Genomic DNA, 19,039 nt, shown 5'->3' on the forward strand with positions numbered 1-19,039 from the left:
GCAGTGGCTTCCTCCTCCGCCTTGCGATGCACGCACCCCAACGCCGCCCCGCCCGCCCTCCGGGCGGACGACGGGAGTTTGAAGACGGACCCTAGCGGACCGGCTGGTACCGGTAGGTGGCGGCCACCGCGAGGTGGTCGCTGCCGTCCCGGGGCAGGGTGCGGGAGTCGAGCGGGTCCAGCCCGCCCTTGCTCATGATCTGGTCGATCCGGGCCATCGGGAAGGCGGCCGGCCAGCTGAAGCCGAAGCCGTCCCCGGCGGCGCCCTGGGCCGAGCGCATCTGCGAGGTGACCGGGGCCAGGCTGCGGTCGTTCATGGTGCCGTTGAGGTCGCCGAGCAGCAGCACCTTCTTGAGCGGCTCGGCCTCGATCGCGTCGCCGAGCGCCTGCGCGCTGACGTCCCGCTGGTTGACGGTGAAGCCGCCCTCGGCCTTCAGCCGCACCGAGGGCAGGTGCGCCACGTACACCGCGAGCGGCCCCTGCGGGGTGGTGACCTCGGCCCGGAAGGCCCTGGTCCAGCCCATCTTCAGGTCCACCGGGGAGACGTCGCCGATCGGGTACTTCGACCAGAGCCCGACCGTGCCCTGCACCTCGTGGTACGGGTAGGCGGCGGCGAGCCCGGTCTCGTACGAGCGCAGCTGCCGCCCGGCCAGCTCCTGCAGGGCGACGATCTGGGCGCCGGAGTCCAGCAGGGTGCGGACGGTGCCCGGCACGTCGGTGTTGGCGGCGGCGACGTTGTGGCTGACCACCGTCCAGTCGCCCGGGCCGCCCCGCTTGTCGCTGAGCAGGCCGCCGAACAGGTTGAGCCAGAGCACGACGGGCAGCAGCAGGGCGAGCAGCGCGGTGGCGGAGCGGCGCAGCAGCGCGGGCACCAGCAGCACCGGGACGGCCAGGCCCAGCCAGGGCAGGAAGGTCTCCAGCAGGCTGCCGAGGTTGCCGACGCTGTTGGGCACCTCGGCGTGGAAGGCCAGCAGCGCGGCGGTGAGCACGGCCAGGACGGCGACCACCAGGCCGCGCCGCCAGGTGCTGCTGCCGCGGGCGTCCCGGCCCCAGTGGCGCAGCCCGAGGAAGCCGCCGCGACGCGACGCGGGGGCCGGGCCGTCGGCGCCGCCCCCGGGGGCCGCGATCCGCTCGGTCCTGTCCGCCTGCGCCATGGAGTGGCTCCCGTCGTTCGTGCCGTCGCCGCTCCGGTCCCCGGCCCGACGGAGGTTCGGGCACGGACCGGACCGGTGCCGGTTCGATCGGATGCCCGGCTCAGCCTATGCCGGGACAGACGTCGGGCCCGCTGAGCGGGTTCCGGCGTGGCCCGGTTTGGTGAGCCAGGCCACGTTCGGCCCGGTCAGCGCGGTGCGAGGCCCCCGGTCGGCGCGGCCGGCGCGGTCCGGGGCCCCGGTCAGCGGGGTGCGAGGCCCTCGATCACGGAGTCGACCATCTTGCGGGCCAGCTCCGGGTCCTCCAGGTCGGAGTCGTCCCAGAGGATGCTGCGGTAGAGGATCGGGCCCATCAGGAGGTCGCCGAGCAGGTCCACGTCGAGGTCGGAGCGGAGCACCCCCTCGTCCATGGCGCGCCGGATGAGGTCGAGCCCGGCGTCGCGGCGCGGCTTGATCACCCGCTCGCGGTAGGCGGTGTGCAGCTCGGGCAGGCTGTGCATCTGGCCGAGGGCGGCCTTGAGGAGCCAGCGGGTGCGCTTGGCGAGCCCGCGCCGGCGCATGTAGTCGACCATCGCGATCAGGTCGTCCCGGGCGCTGCCGCCGCTCGGCGCGGGCAGCGGGTCCTCCAGCCGGCCGACCACGTCGACCAGCAGGGCCTCCTTGTTGGGCCAGCGCCGGTAGATGGTGGCCTTGCCGACCCCGGCGGCGGTGGCGATGCCCTCGACGGTGAGCTCGGAGAGCGTGGTGCCGCCCGCCAGCAGGTCCTCGGCGGCGCTGAAGATGGCCTGCTCGGCGGCCTCGCTGCGGGGCCGGCCGCGGCGCACCGCCGCGCAGGGCTGCCCGGTGTCGGCGCTCGGCGTGTCCGTCGTCATCCCCGCTGTCTCTCCCTCGCTGTCCCCGGCCGCGCAGGTGCCGTGGCGTGTCCCTCGGTGGGCCGGGGCCGTGGCCCTGCCCCGGCCGGGGCCCTGCCGCCCGGGGCGAACCCGGGTGACAGGGCCATTGTCACTCAGCCGCGGTGCGGCGACGGCCGCCGGTCAGGCGTCGGCGGCCGCGGCCTCCCGCTCCCGGCCCTGCGGCTCGGGGGCCGGGCCGGCCGGGCCCGCGGCGGCGGCCGAGCGGCGCGGCAGCAGGAACCAGGCGACGGCGGCGCCGATCACCGAGACGCCCACCGAGAGCGAGGCCACCACGTGCATGGCGTGGACGAAGGCGTCGTTCGCCGGGGCGATCAGCGCCTGGCCGCCGGGGATCCGCTCGGCGATGGCCAGGGTGGCCTCCAGCGACTCGCCGGCCTTGTCGCGCAGGCCCTCGGGCAGGTGGGTCAGGGTGTCGGCCATCCCGTCGCGGTAGACGGTGGAGAGCACCGCGCCGAGCACGGCGACCCCGAGCGAGCCGCCGACCTGGCGGAAGGTGTTGTTGACGGCCGAGCCCGCGCCGGCCTTCTCCCGGGGCAGCGAGGCCATGATCGCGACGGTGACCGGCGGCATGACGTGCGCCATGCCGGCGCCCATCACCAGGCCGAGCACGACCAGCACCCAGATCGGGGTGGTGGCGGTCAGCAGGACGTAGCCGACGAAGCCGGCCGCGACCAGCAGCATGCCGCCGGCGGCGGTGGCGGCGACGCCGAGCCGGTCGACCACCAGCCGGGCTCGCGGGGCGAACACCAGCTGGGCGGCGGCCAGCGGCAGCATCAGCACACCGGCCTGGAGCGCGCTGTAGCCGCGCACGCTCTGGACGTAGAAGACGCCGAAGAAGGAGACGCCCATCAGCGCGAAGAAGATCACGCCGACGACCACCACGGAGGCGCTGAACACCTTGTTGCGGAACCAGGTGACGTCCAGCGCGGGGAAGGCGGTGCGGCGCTCGAACCAGACGAAGGCGACCAGCGCGGCCACGCCGACCAGGGTCGGCACCCAGGCCTCGGGCGCGGTGAAGTCGGCCAGCTCGCCGCCCTTGATGATGCCGTAGATCAGCGCGACCAGGCCGATGATCGACAGCAGCACGCCGACCGGGTCCATCCGGCCCGGGTTCGGGTCCTTGGACTCGGGGACCAGGACCACCATCGCCACCAGGGCGACCACCACGATCGGGACGTTGACCAGGAAGACCGAGCCCCACCAGAAGTGCTCGATCAGCAGGCCGCCGGTGATCGGGCCGACGGCGATGGCCAGGCCGACCGCGCCGGCCCAGATCCCGATCGCCTTGGGCTGCTCGGAGCGCTCGAAGACGTTCATGATGATCGCCAGCGTGGCGGGCATCGCCAGCGCGCCGCCGACGCCCATCAGGGCGCGGTAGCCGATGAGTTCACCGGGCGAGGCGGCCAGCGCGGACAGCAGCGAGGCGATGCCGAAGACCACCATGCCGGCCAGCAGCGCGCGCTTGCGGCCGAACCGGTCGCCGAGCAGGCCGGAGGTGAACAGCAGCCCGGCGAAGACCAGGGTGTAGGAGTTGATCGACCATTCCAGGTCGCTCTGGGTGGCTCCGAGGCCGACCGGCGCCGGGGTCGCGATGGTCTTCATCGCGACGTTGAGGATCGAGTTGTCGAGCACGACGACGAGCAGGGCGAGCAGCAGGGTGCCGAGGATCGCCCAGCGCCGCCGGTGGATGGCTTCCGGCACACGAGGTGGCGCGGCTGCGGTGGTCATTGGTCTTCCCGTCCGTGTTGGTGTGGCACTGGCGGGCAATTCCGAGCCGCACGCGTCTCGTAACCCCCCGCACCAGAGTAGCGGGGAATTCGATACGAGACGAACCCGTTTCGCAAAGACCAGGCAAATTCGGAGGGCCTCCGCGCACCCCCGCAGGGACGGCCCGTACACCCGGTGTGTCACGGATCGCACCGGGACGCGCGCACCCCTCTTTGCGCGGGCGCCGGGCCGTGCAAGCATGGAGGTGATCCGGGGACGCCGTACGGCGCCACGAGACGACAACCCTTCAGGAGTCCGTTCGATGAACGCTTCTACGCCTTCGCCTGCCCAGAACCAGGCGTCGACCACCAGCCTCTACGGCGGGGTCACCAACCGACGGGTCACCGTCCGCGACCTCGCAGCCGCCAAGCAGCGCGGCGAGCGGTGGTCGATGCTCACCGCCTACGACGCCCTCACCGCGGGCGTGTTCGACGAGGCCGGCATCCCGGTGCTGCTGGTCGGCGACTCGGCGGGCAACTGCCACCTCGGCTACGAGACCACCGTCCCGGTGACCATGGATCAGATGGTGATGCTCTCCGCCGCCGTCGTCCGCGGCACCAAGCGGACCATGATCGTCGCCGACCTGCCCTTCGGCTCGTACCAGGAGTCCCCCGCGCAGGCCATGCACAACGCGGCCCGGCTGATGAAGGAGGCCGGGGTCGGCGCGGTCAAGCTGGAGGGCGGGGAGCGCAGCGCCCGCTCGATCGAGCTGCTGGTCGAGGCCGGCGTCCCGGTGATGGCCCACATCGGCCTCACCCCGCAGTCCGTGCACGCCCTCGGCGGCTACCCGGTCCAGGGCCGCGGCGACGAGGCGGCGCACCAGCTGCTGCGCGACGCCAAGGCCGTCCAGCAGGCGGGCGCCTTCGCGGTGGTGCTGGAGGCCGTCCCGGCCGAGCTGGCCGCCCAGGTCACCGAGCAGCTCGCGATCCCGACCGTCGGCATCGGCGGCGGGCCGGACACCGACGCCCAGGTGCTGGTCTGGACCGACATGGCCGGCATGACGGCCGGCCGGGTGCCCAAGTTCGTCAAGCAGTACGCCGACCTGCGGGCCGTCCTCGGCGACGCCGCCCGGGCGTACGCGGAGGACGTGCGCACCGGCGCCTTCCCGGCGGCGGAGCACAGCTTCCACTGACCCCCGCGTCCCCGACGGCCCCGTTCCGGTGCGGAGCGGGGCCGTCGTCGTGCCCGGGCCCGCCCGGGTACCGGTGACAGCGGCGTGACAGTGCCCTGGCAGCGCACCGCCCGGGCCGACAGGGAGCTGACAGCCGGGGCGGACAGCCTGGGGGCATGACACGAATCGCGACAGCCCCGAACGACCGGGGAACCACCTCCGGGAAGGCCGTGGAGGTGCACGGCATCGTCAAGCACTACGGCGCGACCAAGGCCCTAGACGGAGTCGACCTCACCGTCGAGGAGGGCACCGTCCTCGGTGTGCTCGGCCCCAACGGCGCGGGCAAGACCACCCTGGTGCGCATCCTCTCCACCCTGATCAGGCCGGACGCCGGCACCGCGTACGTCGGCGGCTACGACGTGCTGCGCCAGCCCAAGCAGCTGCGCCGCACGATCGGCCTCACCGGCCAGTACGCCTCGGTGGACGAGCTGCTCTCCGGCTACGAGAACCTCTACCTCATCGGCCGGCTGCTCGACCTCTCCCGCCGGGAGGCCAGGGCCCGGGCCGCCGAGCTGCTGGAGCGCTTCTCGCTCACCGAGGCCGCCAAGCGGCCCGCCAAGACCTACTCCGGCGGCATGCGCCGCCGCCTCGACCTGGCCGCCAGCATGATCGGCCGCCCCCGGGTGCTCTACCTGGACGAACCCACCACCGGCCTGGACCCGCGCACCCGCAACGAGGTCTGGGACGAGGTGCAGCGGATGGTCGCCGAGGGCAGCACCGTCCTGCTGACCACCCAGTACATGGAGGAGGCGGAGCAGCTCGCGAACGAGCTGACCGTCATCGACCGCGGCAAGGTGATCGCCAGCGGCCTGGTCTCCGAACTCAAGGCCAAGGTCGGCGGCCAGACCCTCCAGGTCCGCCCGGCCCACCCGGCCGAGCTGCCCGAGATGGCCCGCTGCCTGCGCGAGAGCGGCGTCACCGGCGCCACCGTGTCCACCGACACCGGCCTGCTCGCGGTGCCGATCACCGGCGAGGAGCAGCTGACCGCGGTGATCGGGACGCTCGGCACCCGCGGCTTCGCGATCGCCGGCATCGACACCAAGGTGCCCAGCCTGGACGAGGTCTTCCTCGCCATCACCGGCAAGCCCGCGGCCGACGCGGCGCCCGCCCCGAGCCTCGCCAAGGAGCCCGTCGCATGACCACCGCCACGCTCGCCCCCGCCCCGCCCCGGGACACCCGGCCGCCGGCGGAGGACTCCCGGATCGGCCTGGCCGGCGCCCTGCGCCACGTCGGCGCGCTGACCCGGCGCAACCTGATGCGGATCAAGGCCGACCCGGAGTCGATGTTCGACGCCGTGCTGATGCCGATCATCTTCACCGTGCTGTTCGTCTACGTCTTCGGCGGCGCGATGGCCGGCAGCCAGGACGACTACAAGCAGTACCTGGTCCCCGGCCTGCTCGGGCAGACCGGCCTCACCCTCGCGATGGCCGTCGGCACCGGCCTCAACACCGACTTCCAGACCGGTGTGATGGACCGCTTCCGCACCCTGCCGATCGGCCGGGCCTCGGTGCTGCTGTCCAAGATCGTCGCGGAGACCCTCCGCGGCCTGCTCTCCTTCGCGATCCTGATCGGCTTCGCGATGCTGATCGGCTTCGAGGTGCGGACCGGCCCGCTGGAATTGCTGGCCACGATCGGCCTGGGCCTGCTGTTCGGCATGTCGATCGTCTGGATCTCGATGCTGCTGGGCATGGCCCTGCGCAGCGCCCAGGCCGTCCAGGGCGTGGCCATGCTGGTCCTGATGCCGATGCAGTTCGGCAGCTCGATCTTCGCCCGGACCGAGACCATGCCGGGCTGGCTGCAGTCCTTCACCAAGATCAACCCGCTCTCGGCGCTTGCCGACGCCTCCCGCGCGCTGCTCAACGGCACGGGCCCGGTGGCCCACCCGGTGATGATCGTGCTGATCTGGTCGGCCGGCCTCACCGCGGTCTTCGCGCCGCTGGCGGTCGCCCGGTTCCGCAAGCGGACCTGACCCCCGCGACCACCGTCGGCCCGCCCGGGAGGAGGCCGGCGGAACGGGACGGCCGGCCGCCCGGGACAGGCGCCGGCCGTCGTACGGCCCGCGCGGCCGGTGACCAGGGGACGGGCACCGGCCGCACGGGCGTCCCGCCGCACCTCAGCCGAGCAGCTCCGGCACCGGCCCCGTACTCGGCCGCCCGCGCCTCAGCCGATCAGCTGCTCCAGCAGCGCGTGGGCCTGCTCCTGGGTCATCCCGACCCCGCCGGCCCACGCCTCCTCGTACCCGGCGTCGCTCAGCAGCCGCCGCAGCACGTCCTCCGCGCGCTCCCGCTCGACCCGCTCCAGGTAGCCGCCCTTCGGGCCGTTCAGCCCGCCGTGCGCGCCGATCAGCGCGGCCGCCGTCCGGGCCCGCGCCAGGTCCCCGTCGCGCTCGGCGAACGCGCACAGCACCGCCGACACCGCGGGCACCACCATGACCGTCATGTGCTCGGCGAAGCCGCTCGCGGCCGCCAGCGACTGCAGCCGCCGCCGGCCCTCGCGCAGCATCCCCAGCCCCGCGTCCGGGTCGCCGCCCCGGGCGGTGATCCAGCCCCGGGCGCTCAGCAGCAGCCCGGACACCAGGCTCGGCGCGAAGCCGCCCACCCGGACGTCGTCCAGCGCGTCCAGCTCGGCCAGCGCCTGCGCGAACTCCCCGCGCCGGGCGTGGATGCCACTGAGCGTCAGGTGGCCGAACATCAGCGCCCCGGTGGTGGACTGGTTGGTGCCCGGGTTGTCGATGGAGGCCAGCGCCTGCCGGATGACCCGCTCGCCGAGGTCCAGGTCCTGCTCCAGCAGGGCGGTGCCCAGGTGCACCCGCAGCATCGGCACCTCCTGCGGCGCCCCCAGCTCCTCGGCCAGTTCGATCGCCCGCCCGTACGCCTCCGCGGCCGCCTCGGCCTCGCCCCGGTTGGACAGCGACTCGCCGTGCGCGGCCAGCGCCTGGGAGAGCCCCCAGAGGTCGCCCGCCCGCCGGTACAGCTCCAGCGAGCGCTCGCCGTCCCGGATGCTCTGCTCCGTACCGCTCGGCCAGTCGTTCATCATCCTGGCCCGGACCTGCAGGATGAACGCCAGGTCGCTCGGTCCGCCGTGCTCCTCGCAGCCGCGCACGGCGTCGTCCAGCAGGTCCTTCATCACCTCCAGCCGGCCGGCCAGGAAGGCCCCGAACACCCGCATCAGCGCCGGGAAGCGGTAGGCCTGCGGCAGGTCCGGGGTGTAGGCGTCCAGCAGCCGCTGGGCGACCACGACCGCCTCCGGATCGCCGAGGACGTCCAGGTTGCCCTCGAACAGCCCGATCAGCCGGTACATCGAGAGCAGCCGGCGGCCCTCCTCGACCACCTCGACGGGCAGCGGCAGGTCGTACGCCAGCACGCTGCGCTCCAGCGGCACCGGCCGCGGGGCGTCCGGGCCGTACGGGTCCGGGCCGAGCGCGCCGACCGCGCTGTACCAGGTGCGCGCCTCCATGCTGTAGCCGCGCAGCGACCAGTACCAGCTCATGCCGAGGGCGATGAGCAGCGCCTGCTCCTCGTCCCGCAGGTCGATCGCCCGGCGCAGCGCCGTCCGGACGTTGTCCTGCTCGCGCTCCAGCACCGCCAGCCAGTGCAGCTGCCGGGGGCCGTGGATCTGCCCGTCGGCGACGCAGAGCATGGCCCGGAAGTGCGCCAGGTGGCGGGCCTCGGTGGCGGCGCGCTCGTCGGCGGCCGCGGCGAGGCGCTCGGTGGCGTACTCGTGGATGGTCTCCAGCATCCGGTAGCGCGGCAGGCTGGCGCCGTCCAGGTCGGCCACCAGCAGGGACTTGTCGACCAGCGACAGCAGCAGGTCGGCGACGTCCCCGGGGGGCACCTCGACGCCGTCGGCGCAGACCGCCTCGGCGTCCTCCAGCTGCCAGCCGCCCGCGAACACCGAGAGCCGGCGCAGCACCGCCCGCTCCCGCTTGCCCAGCAGGTCCCAGCTCCAGTCGACCACCGCGCGCAGGGTCTGCTGGCGCGGCAGCAGGGTGCGGCTGCCCGCGGTGAGCAGCGCGAACCGGCCGTCCAGCCGGTCGGCTATCTGGCGCGGGGTCATCACCCGCAGCCGGGCCGCGGCCAGTTCGATGGCCAGCGGCAGCCCGTCCAGCCGGCGGCAGATCTCGGCACAGGCCTCCGGGTCGCCCGTCGGGTCGAAGCCGGGCCGGGCGGCGGCCGCGCGCTCGGCGAACAGCCGCAGCGCGACCGGGTCGGGCAGCGGCTCGACCGGCAGCACCGTCTCGCCGGGCACGCCCAGCGGCTCGCGGCTGGTGGCGAGCACGGTGAGCCCGGGGCACTCGGCGAGCAGGACGTCGGCGAGGTCGGCGGCGGCCTGGATCAGGTGCTCGCAGTTGTCCAGGACGAGCAGCATCCGGCGGTGGCGGCAGTGCTCGACGAGCCGGCGCACCGGGTCCTCGGCCCGCTTGTCGATCACCTCGGCGACCATGCTGGTGCTGTGCAGCACGATCTCGCGCAGGCCGAGCGCCGAGACCACGGCGGCGGGCACCGCGTCCGGGCTCTCCAGCGGGGCGAGTTCGGCCACCCAGACGCCGTCCGGCCAGGCTCCGGCGGACTGCTCGGCGCGGCCGGCCTCGGTCGAGAGGCTGGTCTTGCCGGAGCCGCCGGGGCCGGTCAGGGTCACCAACCGACGGTCCGTCAGCATCCCGCGCAGCGCGGCGAGATCGTCCTCGCGGCCGACGAAGCTGGTCAGCCGGCCGCGCAGGTTGCCGCCGGGGCGCGGGAGTTGGGGGGCGGGGGCGGTCGTGTTCGTGGGCGCGAGGGCCGGGGCCGGGGCCGGTTTCGGGGTCTCCCGGACGGTCGGGGCGAGCAACTCCGCGTGCAGGGACCGGAGTCCGCGGCCCGGGTCGACGCCGAGCTCCTCGGCCAGCGCGCGCCTGGTCCGCTCGTAGTGGCGCAGCGCCTCGGCCGTCCGCCCGCTCTCGTGCAGCGCCCGGATCATCAGCAGCTGCAACGGCTCGTCCAGCGGCTGCCCTTCGCACAGCTCGGCCAGCTCGGCGACCAGCTCCGCGGCGCGGCCGAGGCCGAGGTCGGCGGTGATCCGGTGGCGGCGGGCCTCCTCGCGCTGGGCCTCCAGCCGGACGGCGGGGCCGGAGCGGTCCGGCAGGTCGGCCAGCGCCGGGCCGCGCCACAGCGCCAGGGCCGCCCGCAGCCGCTCGGCGGCGAGCGCGTCGTCCCCGGCGTCCAGGGCGCGGCGGCCCTCGCCGGTCAGCCGCTGGAAGTCCGCGAGGTCGGTGGCCGGGCCGGTCAGCCAGTACCCGGCCGGGCCGGATCCCACCTCGTCCCGGCCGATGGTGCGGCGCAGCCGGCCGACCAGGGTCTGGAGCGCGGCGGAGGCGTCCTGCGGCGGCTCGGCCTCCCACACCTCGTCCACCAGCAGGTCGGCCGGCACCGGCCGGCCCTGCCGCAGGGCCAGGGCCGCGAGCAGGGCCCGCAGCCGGGCGCCGCCGACCGGGACCGGGGTGCCGTCGTCGTGGTGGGCCGTCGTCGTCCCGAGAATGCCGTAGTACACCGGACCATTCTGGTCGATCCGCGCGGCGGGGGCCGCACAATTGTGCTGGGCCGCCCCCGGCCCGGGCCCGTAGGGTGGAACGCCACCGCGCGCCCGGACGTTCACCCGGAACGGCTTGTCCGGTCACCGGCCCGCCCGGCATGATCGATCCCGCCCGCGCCCGCCCACTTCCCCTGCCACGGAGCACCCACACCATGACCTTCGCCGCCACGCCGCGCTCCCGCAGCGAGGACCGCCGGATCAGCCCGGTGTTCTGGGTGCTCCTCGCCGTCCTCGGCACCTCCGGCTGGGCGGTGTACCAGGGCTACGGCAACGCCTCGTTCGGGGTGTTCCTGTTCGTGGTCGCGGGCTGGATGGTCTCGCTCTGCCTGCACGAGTACGCCCACGCGCGCACCGCGCTGCACGGCGGCGACATCACCGTCGGCGCCAAGGGCTACCTCACGCTCAACCCGCTGAAGTACGCCAACGTGCTGCTCAGCTTCGTGCTGCCGATCGTCTTCGTGATCCTCGGCGGCATCGGCCTGCCCGGCGGCTCGGTCTGGATCGAGCGGCACCGGATCCAGGGCCGGCTCAAGCACAGCCTGATCTCGGCGGCCGGCCCGCTGGTCAACCTGCTCTGCGCGGCGGTGCTGCTGATCCCGATCGGCGCGGGCTGGCTGGACGACCCGACCGTGCACGCGGTCTGGAACGGCTACGAGCTGACCTACTCGCCGTTCTCCGGCGCGCTGGGCTTCCTCGGCTTCCTCCAGCTGAGCGCGGCCGTGCTGAACCTGCTGCCGGTGCCCGGACTGGACGGCTACGGGATCATCGAGCCCTGGCTGTCGTACAAGTCCCGGCGCGCGGTCGAGCCGTTCGCGCCGTACGGGATGCTCGCGGTCTTCGCGCTGCTGTGGCAGCCCGAGGTGAACCGGTTCTTCTTCGGGATCGTCCACGGCCTGATGACGCTGTTCGGCGTGGACCAGGACTACGCGACGCTCGGCCGGTACCTGTTCAGCTTCTGGAAGAACTAGGACCCGTCCGGGGGCGTCAGCCCTGTTCGGCGGCCGCCGCGGCGATCCGGGCCCGGCGGCGGTCCATCCACAGCACGTTGCTGGCCACGCCGGCCAGCGGCAGCCAGATCAGCCCCCACCAGAAGCCCTGGACCAGCGAGACCACGAGGGCCGCGAGCGCGAGGACGACGGCGGCCAGGGCGAAGACGGACGTGCGAGGCATGGCGGGAGGCTCCTAGAACGGGTGCGGGCGGCCGGGTCACGGCCGCCACCCATTGTCGCCGACCTCACCTCCGGAGAGCGTCCAGGGGTGAGGTCGACACGGAGGCGTCTCAGACGTCGGTGATCCGCAGGCCCGCGTGGGCCTTGTAGCGGCGGTTGACCGAGATCAGGTTGGCGACCAGCGCTTCCACCTGGTGGGCGTTGCGCAGCCGACCCGCGTAGACGCCGCGCATCCCGGGGATGCGGCCGGCCAGCCCCCGGACGACGTCGGTGGCCTCCCGGTCGTCGCCGAGCACCATGACGTCGGTGTCGACGGTCTCCACCGACTCGTCCAGGAGCAGCACCGCCGAGAGGTGGTGGAACGCGGCGGTGACCCGGGAGTCCGGCAGCAGCGCGGCGGCCTGCTGGGCGGCGCTGCCCTCCTCCGGCTTCAGCGCGTACGCGCCCTGCTTGTCGAAGCCCAACGGGTTGACGCAGTCCACGACGATCCTGCCCGCGAGCTCCGCGCGCAGCGCCGTCAGGGTGGCGGCGTGGCCGTCCCACGGGACGGCGACGATCACCACGTCGCTCTCCCGGGCGACGGTGGCGTTGTCGGCACCCCGCACGCCGAGGCCCAGCTCGGCCGCCGAGGCCTCGGCCCGGGCGGCGTCCCGGGAACCGATGATCACCTGCTGGCCGGCCTTGGCCAGCCGCAGGGCCAGGCCCCGCCCCTGGTCGCCGGTGCCGCCGAGGACACCGACCACCAGCTGCGAGACGTCCGGCACCTCGTGGGCCGGGTTTGTCGCTGAATCGAGGGAAGTCATGGGCCGATCCTGCCAAATCCCCGGCCCGGCGGGACATCCTGGCCCGCATGGACGCGGTGAGAGTTTCGGCACTCCGGGAACGGCTGACGGGAACGGGCTGGCTGGAGGCGGTCGGCGGCTTCGCCGGGGCGCTGCGCCGCTCGGTGGAACGGCGCGGCGCGAGCGGGCTGCTGCTGGTCGGCACCGAGGCGTACGAGCCCTGGCACCTGGCCGCCCACCTGGACGACGAGGCCGCCTGGTCGGACGTCCCCCGGCTGGCGCCCACCCTGCTGCGGCACCACCCGCCCGCCGACGCCCCCGCCCATCTGACGCACGACCTGCGGCGGTTGACCGAGGCCGGGCGCGGCGCCACCGTGCTGGTGGTGGTCCCGGAGGCGGTCGGCGCCCCGCTGCTGGAGCGGGTGCACGACGCCAAGCGGCACGGCGCGACGGTGCTCGCGCTGGACGGGGGCGCCCCGGCCGGTCCTGGCGACCCCGGTGGGCCCGGTGGGCCCGCCGGCTCCGGCGACGCCGGCGGCCTCGACGGGCTGCGCGAACTCCGCGAACTCGCGCACGAGCGGCTGACCGTCGGCACCGCCGCCGAGCAGCCCTTCGACCTCGCCCAGCACCTGGTCAGCGTCGCCGCCGGGCAACGGGCCGGCCGCCGCTCCGTCCGGGACCGGCTCGCCGCGCTCGCCGGCCGGCTGACCTCGCCGCCCGCGATCAGCCGCTGGTAACCCGGGTCCGCCCCCCCGGCCCGGCGTTCGTTCGACCGAAAACCGTTTGCGGGAACGGTGACCGCCGCCCGAGGATGACGGCTCGTGACCGCCGACGACCCCTCGCATCCCCCGGTGCCCGGGCGCACCCGGGCACTGCTGCGCTCGCTGACGCCCGACCTGTCCCCCTGGCGCGCCTCGCGCGACTTCCGCTACCTGTGGACCTCCGGCTGCATCACCAGCTTCGGCGGCTTCCTGACCCTCGTCGCCGTGCCGATGCAGATCAAGGAGCTCACCGGGTCCTCCTTCGCGGTCGGTCTGATCGGCGCCGTCGAACTCGTCCCACTGATCGTCTTCGGCCTCTGGGGCGGCGCCCTCGCCGACGCCCTGGACCGCCGGAAGCTGGTGCTGCGGGCGGAGGTCGCGCTCGGCCTGCTGGCCGGGCTGCTGCTGCTCAACGCCCTGCTGCCGGACCCGATGCTCTGGCCGATCTACCTGGTCGCCGCGCTGGTCGCGGCCGCCGACGGCATCCAGCGCCCGGCGCTGGACTCGCTCCTCCCCCGGCTCGTCCCGCACCAGCACCTGACCGCCGCGTTCGCCCTCAGGTCGCTGTACCACAACGCCGCTTCGGTGGCCGGTCCGGCGCTGGCCGGCGTCGTGGTGGCCTTCGCCGGGGTTCAGACGGCGTACGCGCTGGACGTCCTCACCTTCGTGGTCTCGCTGCTGCTGCTCGTCCGGATCAAGGCGGTGCCGCCGCCCACCGGCGCGGAGCGGCCGTCCGTCCGGGCGGTGCTCACCGGCGTCCGCTACGCGTGGAGCCGCAAGGACCTGCTCGGCACCTACGCGATCGACCTCTGCGCCATGCTGTTCGCCTACCCGGTGGCCGTCTTCCCGTTCCTGGCCTCGGAGTTGGGGGCGGACTGGGCGCTCGGCCCGATGTACGCGGCCTCCGCCCTGGGCGCCCTGCTGGTCGGTGCGACCAGCGGCTGGACCTCCCGCGTCCACCGGCACGGGCGGCTGCTGGTGGCCGCCGCCGTCGGCTGGGGCGCGGCGATGGCGCTCGCCGGGCTGACCGGGCACATCTGGCTGGTGCTGCTCGGACTGGCGCTGGCCGGCGGCTTCGACGAGATCAGCGGGCTCGCCCGCTCGACGATGTGGAACCAGTCCATCCCGGACGAGGTGCGCGGCCGGATGGCCGGCGTCGAACTGCTCAGCTACTCCGTCGGCCCGCAGCTCGGCCAGGTCCGGGCCGGCACCATGGCCGGACTGGTCGGCGTGCGCGCCGCCGTCTGGGCCGGCGGCGCCGCCTGCGTGGTCGCCGTGGTCGCCGTCGCCGCCGCCCTCCCGAAGCTGCTCGCCTACGACGACCGCACCGACCCCCACGCCGCCGCCGTCCGCGCCGAACACGAACGCACCGCCCGCGAAGCCGCCCCGGCCACCTGACCGCCCGGGCGGCTCCGCCGTTCCGTCAGCTGCGGCAGCTCGTGGAGCGGTGGCCGACGTGGGCTATTTCGCCTGGTCGTCGTCGGGGCGGTCGCTCCAGCGCGGGTCGTTCTGCCACTCGCGGTTGCGCTCGTCCGCGATGCGCAGGGCCTGGGCGGCCTCCTCCGGGGTGGCGTACGGGCCCAGGCGGTCCTTCGCCGGGCACTCCGGGCCCTCCTCGACCTTGTCGTGCTTGATGCAGTAGAACCACTCACCGGGCTTGCCGGTCGGCTTGCGGTGGAATCCGAGGGGCATGGCGCTCTCCCGTTCAGAGGGCCGGAGGGACGGGTCGGTACCGATCATTCCCCGCCCGGGGCGGGGCCGCACACCGCCCGGGGACGGAGGAACCGACCACTAGACTCGCGGCATGGCTCTCGTACCCGGCATCCAGTCCCCCACCCGCAAGGTCCCGGCGCACATCGCGCGTCCCGAGTACGTCGGCAAGCCCGCGCCGACGCCGTACACCGGGCCCGAGGTGCAGACCGCCGAGACGATCGAGAAGATGCGGATCGCGGGCGGGATCGCCGCCCGGGCGATGGAGGAGGCGGCCAAGCTGATCGCCCCCGGCGTCACCACCGACGCGCTGGACGCCGTCGCCCACGCGTACATGTGCGACCACGGCGCCTACCCGTCCGACCTCGGCTACCGGGGCTTCCCCAAGTCCGTCTGCACCTCGATCAACGAGGTGATCTGCCACGGCATCCCGGACTCGACCGTGCTCCAGGACGGCGACATCGTCAACATCGACGCCACCGCGTACATCCACGGGGTGCACGGCGACCTCAACGCCACCTACCTGGTCGGCGACGTGGACGAGGAGTCCCGGCTGCTGGTCGAGCGCACCCGGGAATCCCTCGACCGGGCGATCAAGGCGGTCAAGCCGGGGCGTCAGATCAACGTCATCGGGCGGGTCATCGAGTCCTACGCCAAGCGCTTCGGCTACGGCGTGGTGCGGGACTTCACCGGACACGGCATCAACACGTCGTTCCACTCCGGCCTGATCATCCCGCACTACGACAGCGACCGGGCCACCGAGGTGATCAAGCCGGGCATGACCTTCACCATCGAGCCGATGCTGACCCTGGGCACCTACGACTACGAGATCTGGGCGGACGGCTGGACGGTCGTCACCAAGGACCGCAAGCGCACCGCCCAGTTCGAGCACACCCTGGTGGTCACGGCGGACGGCGCGGAGATCCTCACCCTGCCGTGACCCCGTGCGGGGCCGTGCCCCTGTGGGGCACCGGCCGCGCCCCGGAGGCGAGTGCGCGATGAGCTGATCAGCCGATCAGCCACTGCTCCTCGGCGACGGCGCCCACCTCGGTGCAGGCGTCGGTGAGCACGTCCAGGACGCGCAGCGGGTCCGGCAGTGGCTGCTCGGGCCCGCGCAGCCACCGCACCCCCGAGCCGTCCGGCAGCGCGGCCGGCGGCAGCAGGGCGTACGAGCCGCGGCAGTGCCAGCGCAGGCCGGGGTGCTCGGAGACGGTGTCCGGGGTGGAGTCGAGCGCGCTCGGCCACCACTCGTCCTCGTCCTGCGGGGTGCCGCGGGTGGCGGTGAAGAACAGGTAGCGGTCCTCGCCGACGGCCGCGACCGGGCCCTCGACGCCCGCCGCGGTCAGCCGCTCCAGCGCCAGCCGGCCGGCCTCCGCCGGGACGTCCAGCACGTCGTGCACCCGGCCGGTGGCGGTGATGAAGTTGGCCTGCGGGTCGCGGGCGAGCCAGCGGGAGAGCTGCTCGGGGTCGGTGGTGGCCTGGGTCTGCCAGGCGAAGGAGACCGGGTGCTGGGCGGGGGCCGGACAGGCCACCCGGTCACAGGAACACCCGTAACCGGCCGGGTGGGCGGCGGGCGCGAGCGGGAATCCGGCGCGCACCGCGCCGAGCAGCTGATCGAGTCCGGCGGCCGGACCGTCCGCGCCCCCCGCCCGCTGACGATCACGCTTCTGCCACCAGGTCGTCCACCTGCTGCCGGCTTCCATCGGGCCCCTTCCGCGCAACTGCCGTGCCTGGTGCGACACAGCGTTCGACGTACCACTCCGACGCAACGCACGGCGCCCCCGGCTGCTTCCCGGAGTGCTCGGCCCTGCCGTCCGCGCCCTGCCGGCCGCGGCCCGGGGTCACCGGACGGCCGACGCCCGGGTCACGGTACGCAGTCGCGGCAGCACGCTGTCCGCGCCAAATCGGCCGGAGGGCACGCGGATCCGTGCCTCGCCCGGCCCGTACGGGCCCGCTGACCCGGGTGGACCCCGAGGGCGTAACAGGAAGGATAAGGGTGCGGAGGGCTTCCGGATGACCGGGGGCGGTGCCTCTCCGGTCACACTCGCGGTGACGCCCACGGGCGCGCCCCGGGCACGCTCCCGGCACGCCGCCCCCACCCGGACCGCCGCCCGCCCTCCCGTCCGGGAGCCCCCGGTCACCCCGCCGCGGGCCGGTCCCGGGCCGTCCGCGGAGGTGAGACCCTGGAGGGATGAAGAGCGCGGACACCGCATTCGTCGGCGGCCCCCTGGACGGGAAGATCCTCCCCATCCCGCTGGGGCCGATGCTCGGCGTGCCCAAGAAGTACAAGGTCCCGGTCCCCGCGCACGGCGAGGTCCCCGCGCGCACACTGGTGTACGTCCGGAGCAAGCAGGTTCGGGGCCTGAGCTGGTTCTGGCGCTACGAGTTCGACGAGGCGGCCTCCGGCTGACGGCCGCCCGCCCCCTCCGCAGTCTCCCCCGGGAGGTCGGCATGGCGAGGACGGTACGGCCCCCGAGGAGCCGCTCCCGGGCGGTGGCGCACCACAACCGGCAGGTGGCCGGGGTCACCGGGGTGCTGCTCCTGGCGGTGTGCCTCTACAGCGTGGTCATCGGGCCGAACGCCTGGCTCTGGTTCGGCTGGACGGTGCTGCTGCTGGTGTGCGTGGCACTGTTCGCGGTCCGGGCGTGAGGCCGCCCTCCCGGCCGGGCCGCCCGTCCCGCGCTCCGGCTCCCTCCCCCTGGGCGGTCAGTCGTCCTCGGCGAGGATGAGGTACAGCTTCTTGCGGGCCTCGGTCAGCACCGCCAGGCCCTTGGCGCGCTGCGCCTCGGTACCGGTGGCCATGACCTGACGGATCGCCTGGTCGACGGCGGCGAGCGCCTGGCCGACCTCCTGGACGGCCTCCCAGTCGACCTCCCGGCCGGCCTCCGCCCACGGCTCGGCCGGTCCGGCGTCGGCCTCGGCCCGGCCCGCCTCGGTGAGCGAGACCAGCCGCTTGCCGCCGATCTCCTCCGCCGTGATCAGGCCCTCCTCCTCCAGCAGCTGGAGGTTGGGGTAGATCGACCCCGGGCTGGGCCGCCAGGCCCCGCCGGTCCGCTCGGTGATCTCGGCGATCATCTCGTAGCCGTGCATCGGCCGCTCCTTGAGCAGCGCCAGCAGCGAGGCCCGGACGTCACCGCGCCGGGCCCGTCCGCCGCGCCGCGGGTGCGGGCCCCCGCGCCGGCCGCCGTGCCCGCCGAAGCCGTGCCCGAACGGGCCGCCCATCGGCCGGCCGGGGCCGCCGCCACCGAACGGCGGACCGAACCCGCCGAACGCCTCGCGGCCCTCGAAGCCCTCCCCGGGCATCCCCCGGAACTCCGGGCCCGGCCCGCGACGCCGGCCGCCGCCACCACCACCACCGCGCGGGTCCTCCCAGCGGAACCGCCGTCCCTGACGTTCTGAGCGCATCGCGCCCACCTCCTCGCGTCTGCGATGGGTCGACGAGGCAGTCGAGTCACTGTCTCGATAGCTCGACGATATATCGGCGACTGTCGCTCGTCAACGGATTCCGACACGCCCACGGAGCACGACGCGTCCCCCGTCCAGCCGCTACGGTGACGGGCATGGCCGCTGAACGAGACCTTGCGACGCTGCTGCGCGGGATGAGCCCGCAGCTCAACCCGGGGCGGTACGTCTACTGCACGCTCCCCGCCCGGGTGCCCGCCGGCATGCGGCCGGTGGTGACCGTCGCCGAGCCCGAGGGGGTGACGATGGTGGTCGCCCAGGAGGAGGCGGACGCGCTCGGCCTGCGCTACGAGTACGTGGCGGCCTGGATCACCCTGCGGATCCACTCGGCACTGGAGGCCGTCGGGCTGACCGCCGCCGTGTCCGGTCGGCTCGCCGAGGAGGGCATCAGCTGCAACGTGGTGGCCGGCTTCCACCACGACCACCTGTTCGTCGCCGCCGACGACGCCGACCGCGCCGTCCGCGCCCTGGAGGACCTCGCCGCGCGCTCCGCCTGAGAGAGTGTTGGGTAATCGGGTGACTACTGGTGCTTGAGGTCGTCGGCGAGGCGGCGGGCTGCTTCGGTCTCGATGGGGCCGCGTGGTT

Annotated in this window: 19 protein-coding genes; 10 read left to right on the forward strand and 9 right to left on the reverse strand. The window is 74.3% G+C overall.

What is annotated here, in order from left to right; translation table 11 throughout:
- Positions 1-91: 91 nt before the first annotated feature.
- From ABZW03_RS19110 to ABZW03_RS19120, 3 genes are all read right to left on the reverse strand, one after another.
- Entirely contained in the window at positions 92-1,153 is a 1,062-nt protein-coding gene (locus ABZW03_RS19110; RefSeq protein ID WP_355259229.1) for an endonuclease/exonuclease/phosphatase family protein, read from the reverse strand.
- A 239-nt stretch (positions 1,154-1,392) separates the two neighbouring features.
- Entirely contained in the window at positions 1,393-2,022 is a 630-nt protein-coding gene (locus ABZW03_RS19115; protein ID WP_355259232.1) for a TetR/AcrR family transcriptional regulator, read from the reverse strand.
- A gap of 162 nt (positions 2,023-2,184) precedes the next feature.
- A complete protein-coding gene (locus tag ABZW03_RS19120; RefSeq protein ID WP_355259235.1) occupies positions 2,185-3,792 on the reverse strand; it encodes an MFS transporter in 1,608 nt (535 codons plus the stop codon).
- 301 nt (positions 3,793-4,093) lie between these two features.
- On the opposite strand from ABZW03_RS19120, the gene panB reads away from it, so the two are divergent.
- From panB to ABZW03_RS19135, 3 genes are all read left to right on the forward strand, one after another.
- Positions 4,094-4,963, forward strand: a complete 870-nt coding sequence (panB, locus tag ABZW03_RS19125; protein ID WP_355259238.1) for a 3-methyl-2-oxobutanoate hydroxymethyltransferase — start codon at positions 4,094-4,096, stop codon at positions 4,961-4,963.
- Positions 4,964-5,118: 155 nt separating this feature from the next.
- Positions 5,119-6,141, forward strand: a complete 1,023-nt coding sequence (locus ABZW03_RS19130) for an ATP-binding cassette domain-containing protein (protein WP_355259241.1) — start codon at positions 5,119-5,121, stop codon at positions 6,139-6,141.
- On the forward strand, positions 6,138-6,971 hold the full coding sequence (locus ABZW03_RS19135; protein WP_355259244.1) for an ABC transporter permease: 834 nt from the start codon (positions 6,138-6,140) through the stop codon (positions 6,969-6,971). The genes ABZW03_RS19130 and ABZW03_RS19135 overlap by 4 nt, the downstream gene beginning before the upstream one ends.
- Before the next feature lie 191 nt (positions 6,972-7,162).
- Here ABZW03_RS19135 and ABZW03_RS19140 read toward each other — a convergent pair whose 3' ends face one another.
- Positions 7,163-10,528 carry a BTAD domain-containing putative transcriptional regulator gene (locus tag ABZW03_RS19140; RefSeq protein WP_355259247.1) on the reverse strand — a complete coding sequence of 1,122 codons (3,366 nt, stop codon included), beginning with the start codon at positions 10,526-10,528 and terminating at the stop codon, positions 7,163-7,165.
- A 194-nt stretch (positions 10,529-10,722) separates the two neighbouring features.
- Between ABZW03_RS19140 and ABZW03_RS19145 the strand changes: the two genes are divergently transcribed.
- The gene (locus ABZW03_RS19145; protein WP_355259250.1) at positions 10,723-11,538 is read left to right on the forward strand and encodes a site-2 protease family protein; all 816 of its coding nucleotides are present in this window, start codon (positions 10,723-10,725) and stop codon (positions 11,536-11,538) included.
- Between the two features lie 16 nt (positions 11,539-11,554).
- On the opposite strand, the gene ABZW03_RS19150 is transcribed toward ABZW03_RS19145, so the two are convergent.
- Together ABZW03_RS19150 and npdG are read right to left on the reverse strand one after the other, a co-directional pair.
- Entirely contained in the window at positions 11,555-11,740 is a 186-nt protein-coding gene (locus tag ABZW03_RS19150) for a hypothetical protein (RefSeq protein WP_355259253.1), read from the reverse strand.
- A gap of 109 nt (positions 11,741-11,849) precedes the next feature.
- The gene (gene npdG / locus ABZW03_RS19155; protein ID WP_355259256.1) at positions 11,850-12,542 is read right to left on the reverse strand and encodes an NADPH-dependent F420 reductase; all 693 of its coding nucleotides are present in this window, start codon (positions 12,540-12,542) and stop codon (positions 11,850-11,852) included.
- 47 nt (positions 12,543-12,589) lie between these two features.
- Here npdG and ABZW03_RS19160 point away from each other — a divergent pair, with 47 nt between their 5' ends.
- Complete coding sequence (locus ABZW03_RS19160; RefSeq protein WP_355259259.1) at positions 12,590-13,258, forward strand: hypothetical protein; 669 nt, start codon at positions 12,590-12,592, stop codon at positions 13,256-13,258.
- Between the two features lie 84 nt (positions 13,259-13,342).
- A complete protein-coding gene (locus tag ABZW03_RS19165) occupies positions 13,343-14,680 on the forward strand; it encodes an MFS transporter (protein ID WP_355259262.1) in 1,338 nt (445 codons plus the stop codon).
- Between the two features lie 63 nt (positions 14,681-14,743).
- Here the strand turns inward: ABZW03_RS19165 and ABZW03_RS19170 are convergent, their stop codons facing one another.
- A complete protein-coding gene (locus tag ABZW03_RS19170) occupies positions 14,744-14,974 on the reverse strand; it encodes a hypothetical protein (protein WP_355259265.1) in 231 nt (76 codons plus the stop codon).
- A 112-nt stretch (positions 14,975-15,086) separates the two neighbouring features.
- On the opposite strand from ABZW03_RS19170, the gene map reads away from it, so the two are divergent.
- The gene (gene map / locus ABZW03_RS19175; protein ID WP_355259268.1) at positions 15,087-15,932 is read left to right on the forward strand and encodes a type I methionyl aminopeptidase; all 846 of its coding nucleotides are present in this window, start codon (positions 15,087-15,089) and stop codon (positions 15,930-15,932) included.
- Positions 15,933-15,999: 67 nt separating this feature from the next.
- On the opposite strand, the gene ABZW03_RS19180 is transcribed toward map, so the two are convergent.
- On the reverse strand, positions 16,000-16,695 hold the full coding sequence (locus ABZW03_RS19180; protein ID WP_355259271.1) for a bifunctional DNA primase/polymerase: 696 nt from the start codon (positions 16,693-16,695) through the stop codon (positions 16,000-16,002).
- A 488-nt stretch (positions 16,696-17,183) separates the two neighbouring features.
- On the opposite strand from ABZW03_RS19180, the gene ABZW03_RS19185 reads away from it, so the two are divergent.
- Both ABZW03_RS19185 and ABZW03_RS19190 read left to right on the forward strand, forming a co-directional pair.
- Positions 17,184-17,402, forward strand: coding sequence for a hypothetical protein (locus tag ABZW03_RS19185; RefSeq protein ID WP_355259274.1), 219 nt, complete (start codon positions 17,184-17,186; stop codon positions 17,400-17,402).
- A 41-nt stretch (positions 17,403-17,443) separates the two neighbouring features.
- Positions 17,444-17,641 (forward strand): hypothetical protein, encoded by a 198-nt coding sequence (locus ABZW03_RS19190; RefSeq protein WP_355259277.1) that lies wholly within the window; start codon positions 17,444-17,446, stop codon positions 17,639-17,641.
- A 57-nt stretch (positions 17,642-17,698) separates the two neighbouring features.
- On the opposite strand, the gene ABZW03_RS19195 is transcribed toward ABZW03_RS19190, so the two are convergent.
- On the reverse strand, positions 17,699-18,295 hold the full coding sequence (locus ABZW03_RS19195) for a PadR family transcriptional regulator (protein ID WP_355259280.1): 597 nt from the start codon (positions 18,293-18,295) through the stop codon (positions 17,699-17,701).
- 257 nt (positions 18,296-18,552) lie between these two features.
- Between ABZW03_RS19195 and ABZW03_RS19200 the strand changes: the two genes are divergently transcribed.
- Complete coding sequence (locus ABZW03_RS19200; protein WP_224273954.1) at positions 18,553-18,951, forward strand: ACT domain-containing protein; 399 nt, start codon at positions 18,553-18,555, stop codon at positions 18,949-18,951.
- Positions 18,952-19,039: the final 88 nt, after the last annotated feature.

The organism is Kitasatospora sp. NPDC004799, from assembly GCF_040609095.1.
GTDB lineage: Bacteria > Actinomycetota > Actinomycetes > Streptomycetales > Streptomycetaceae > Kitasatospora.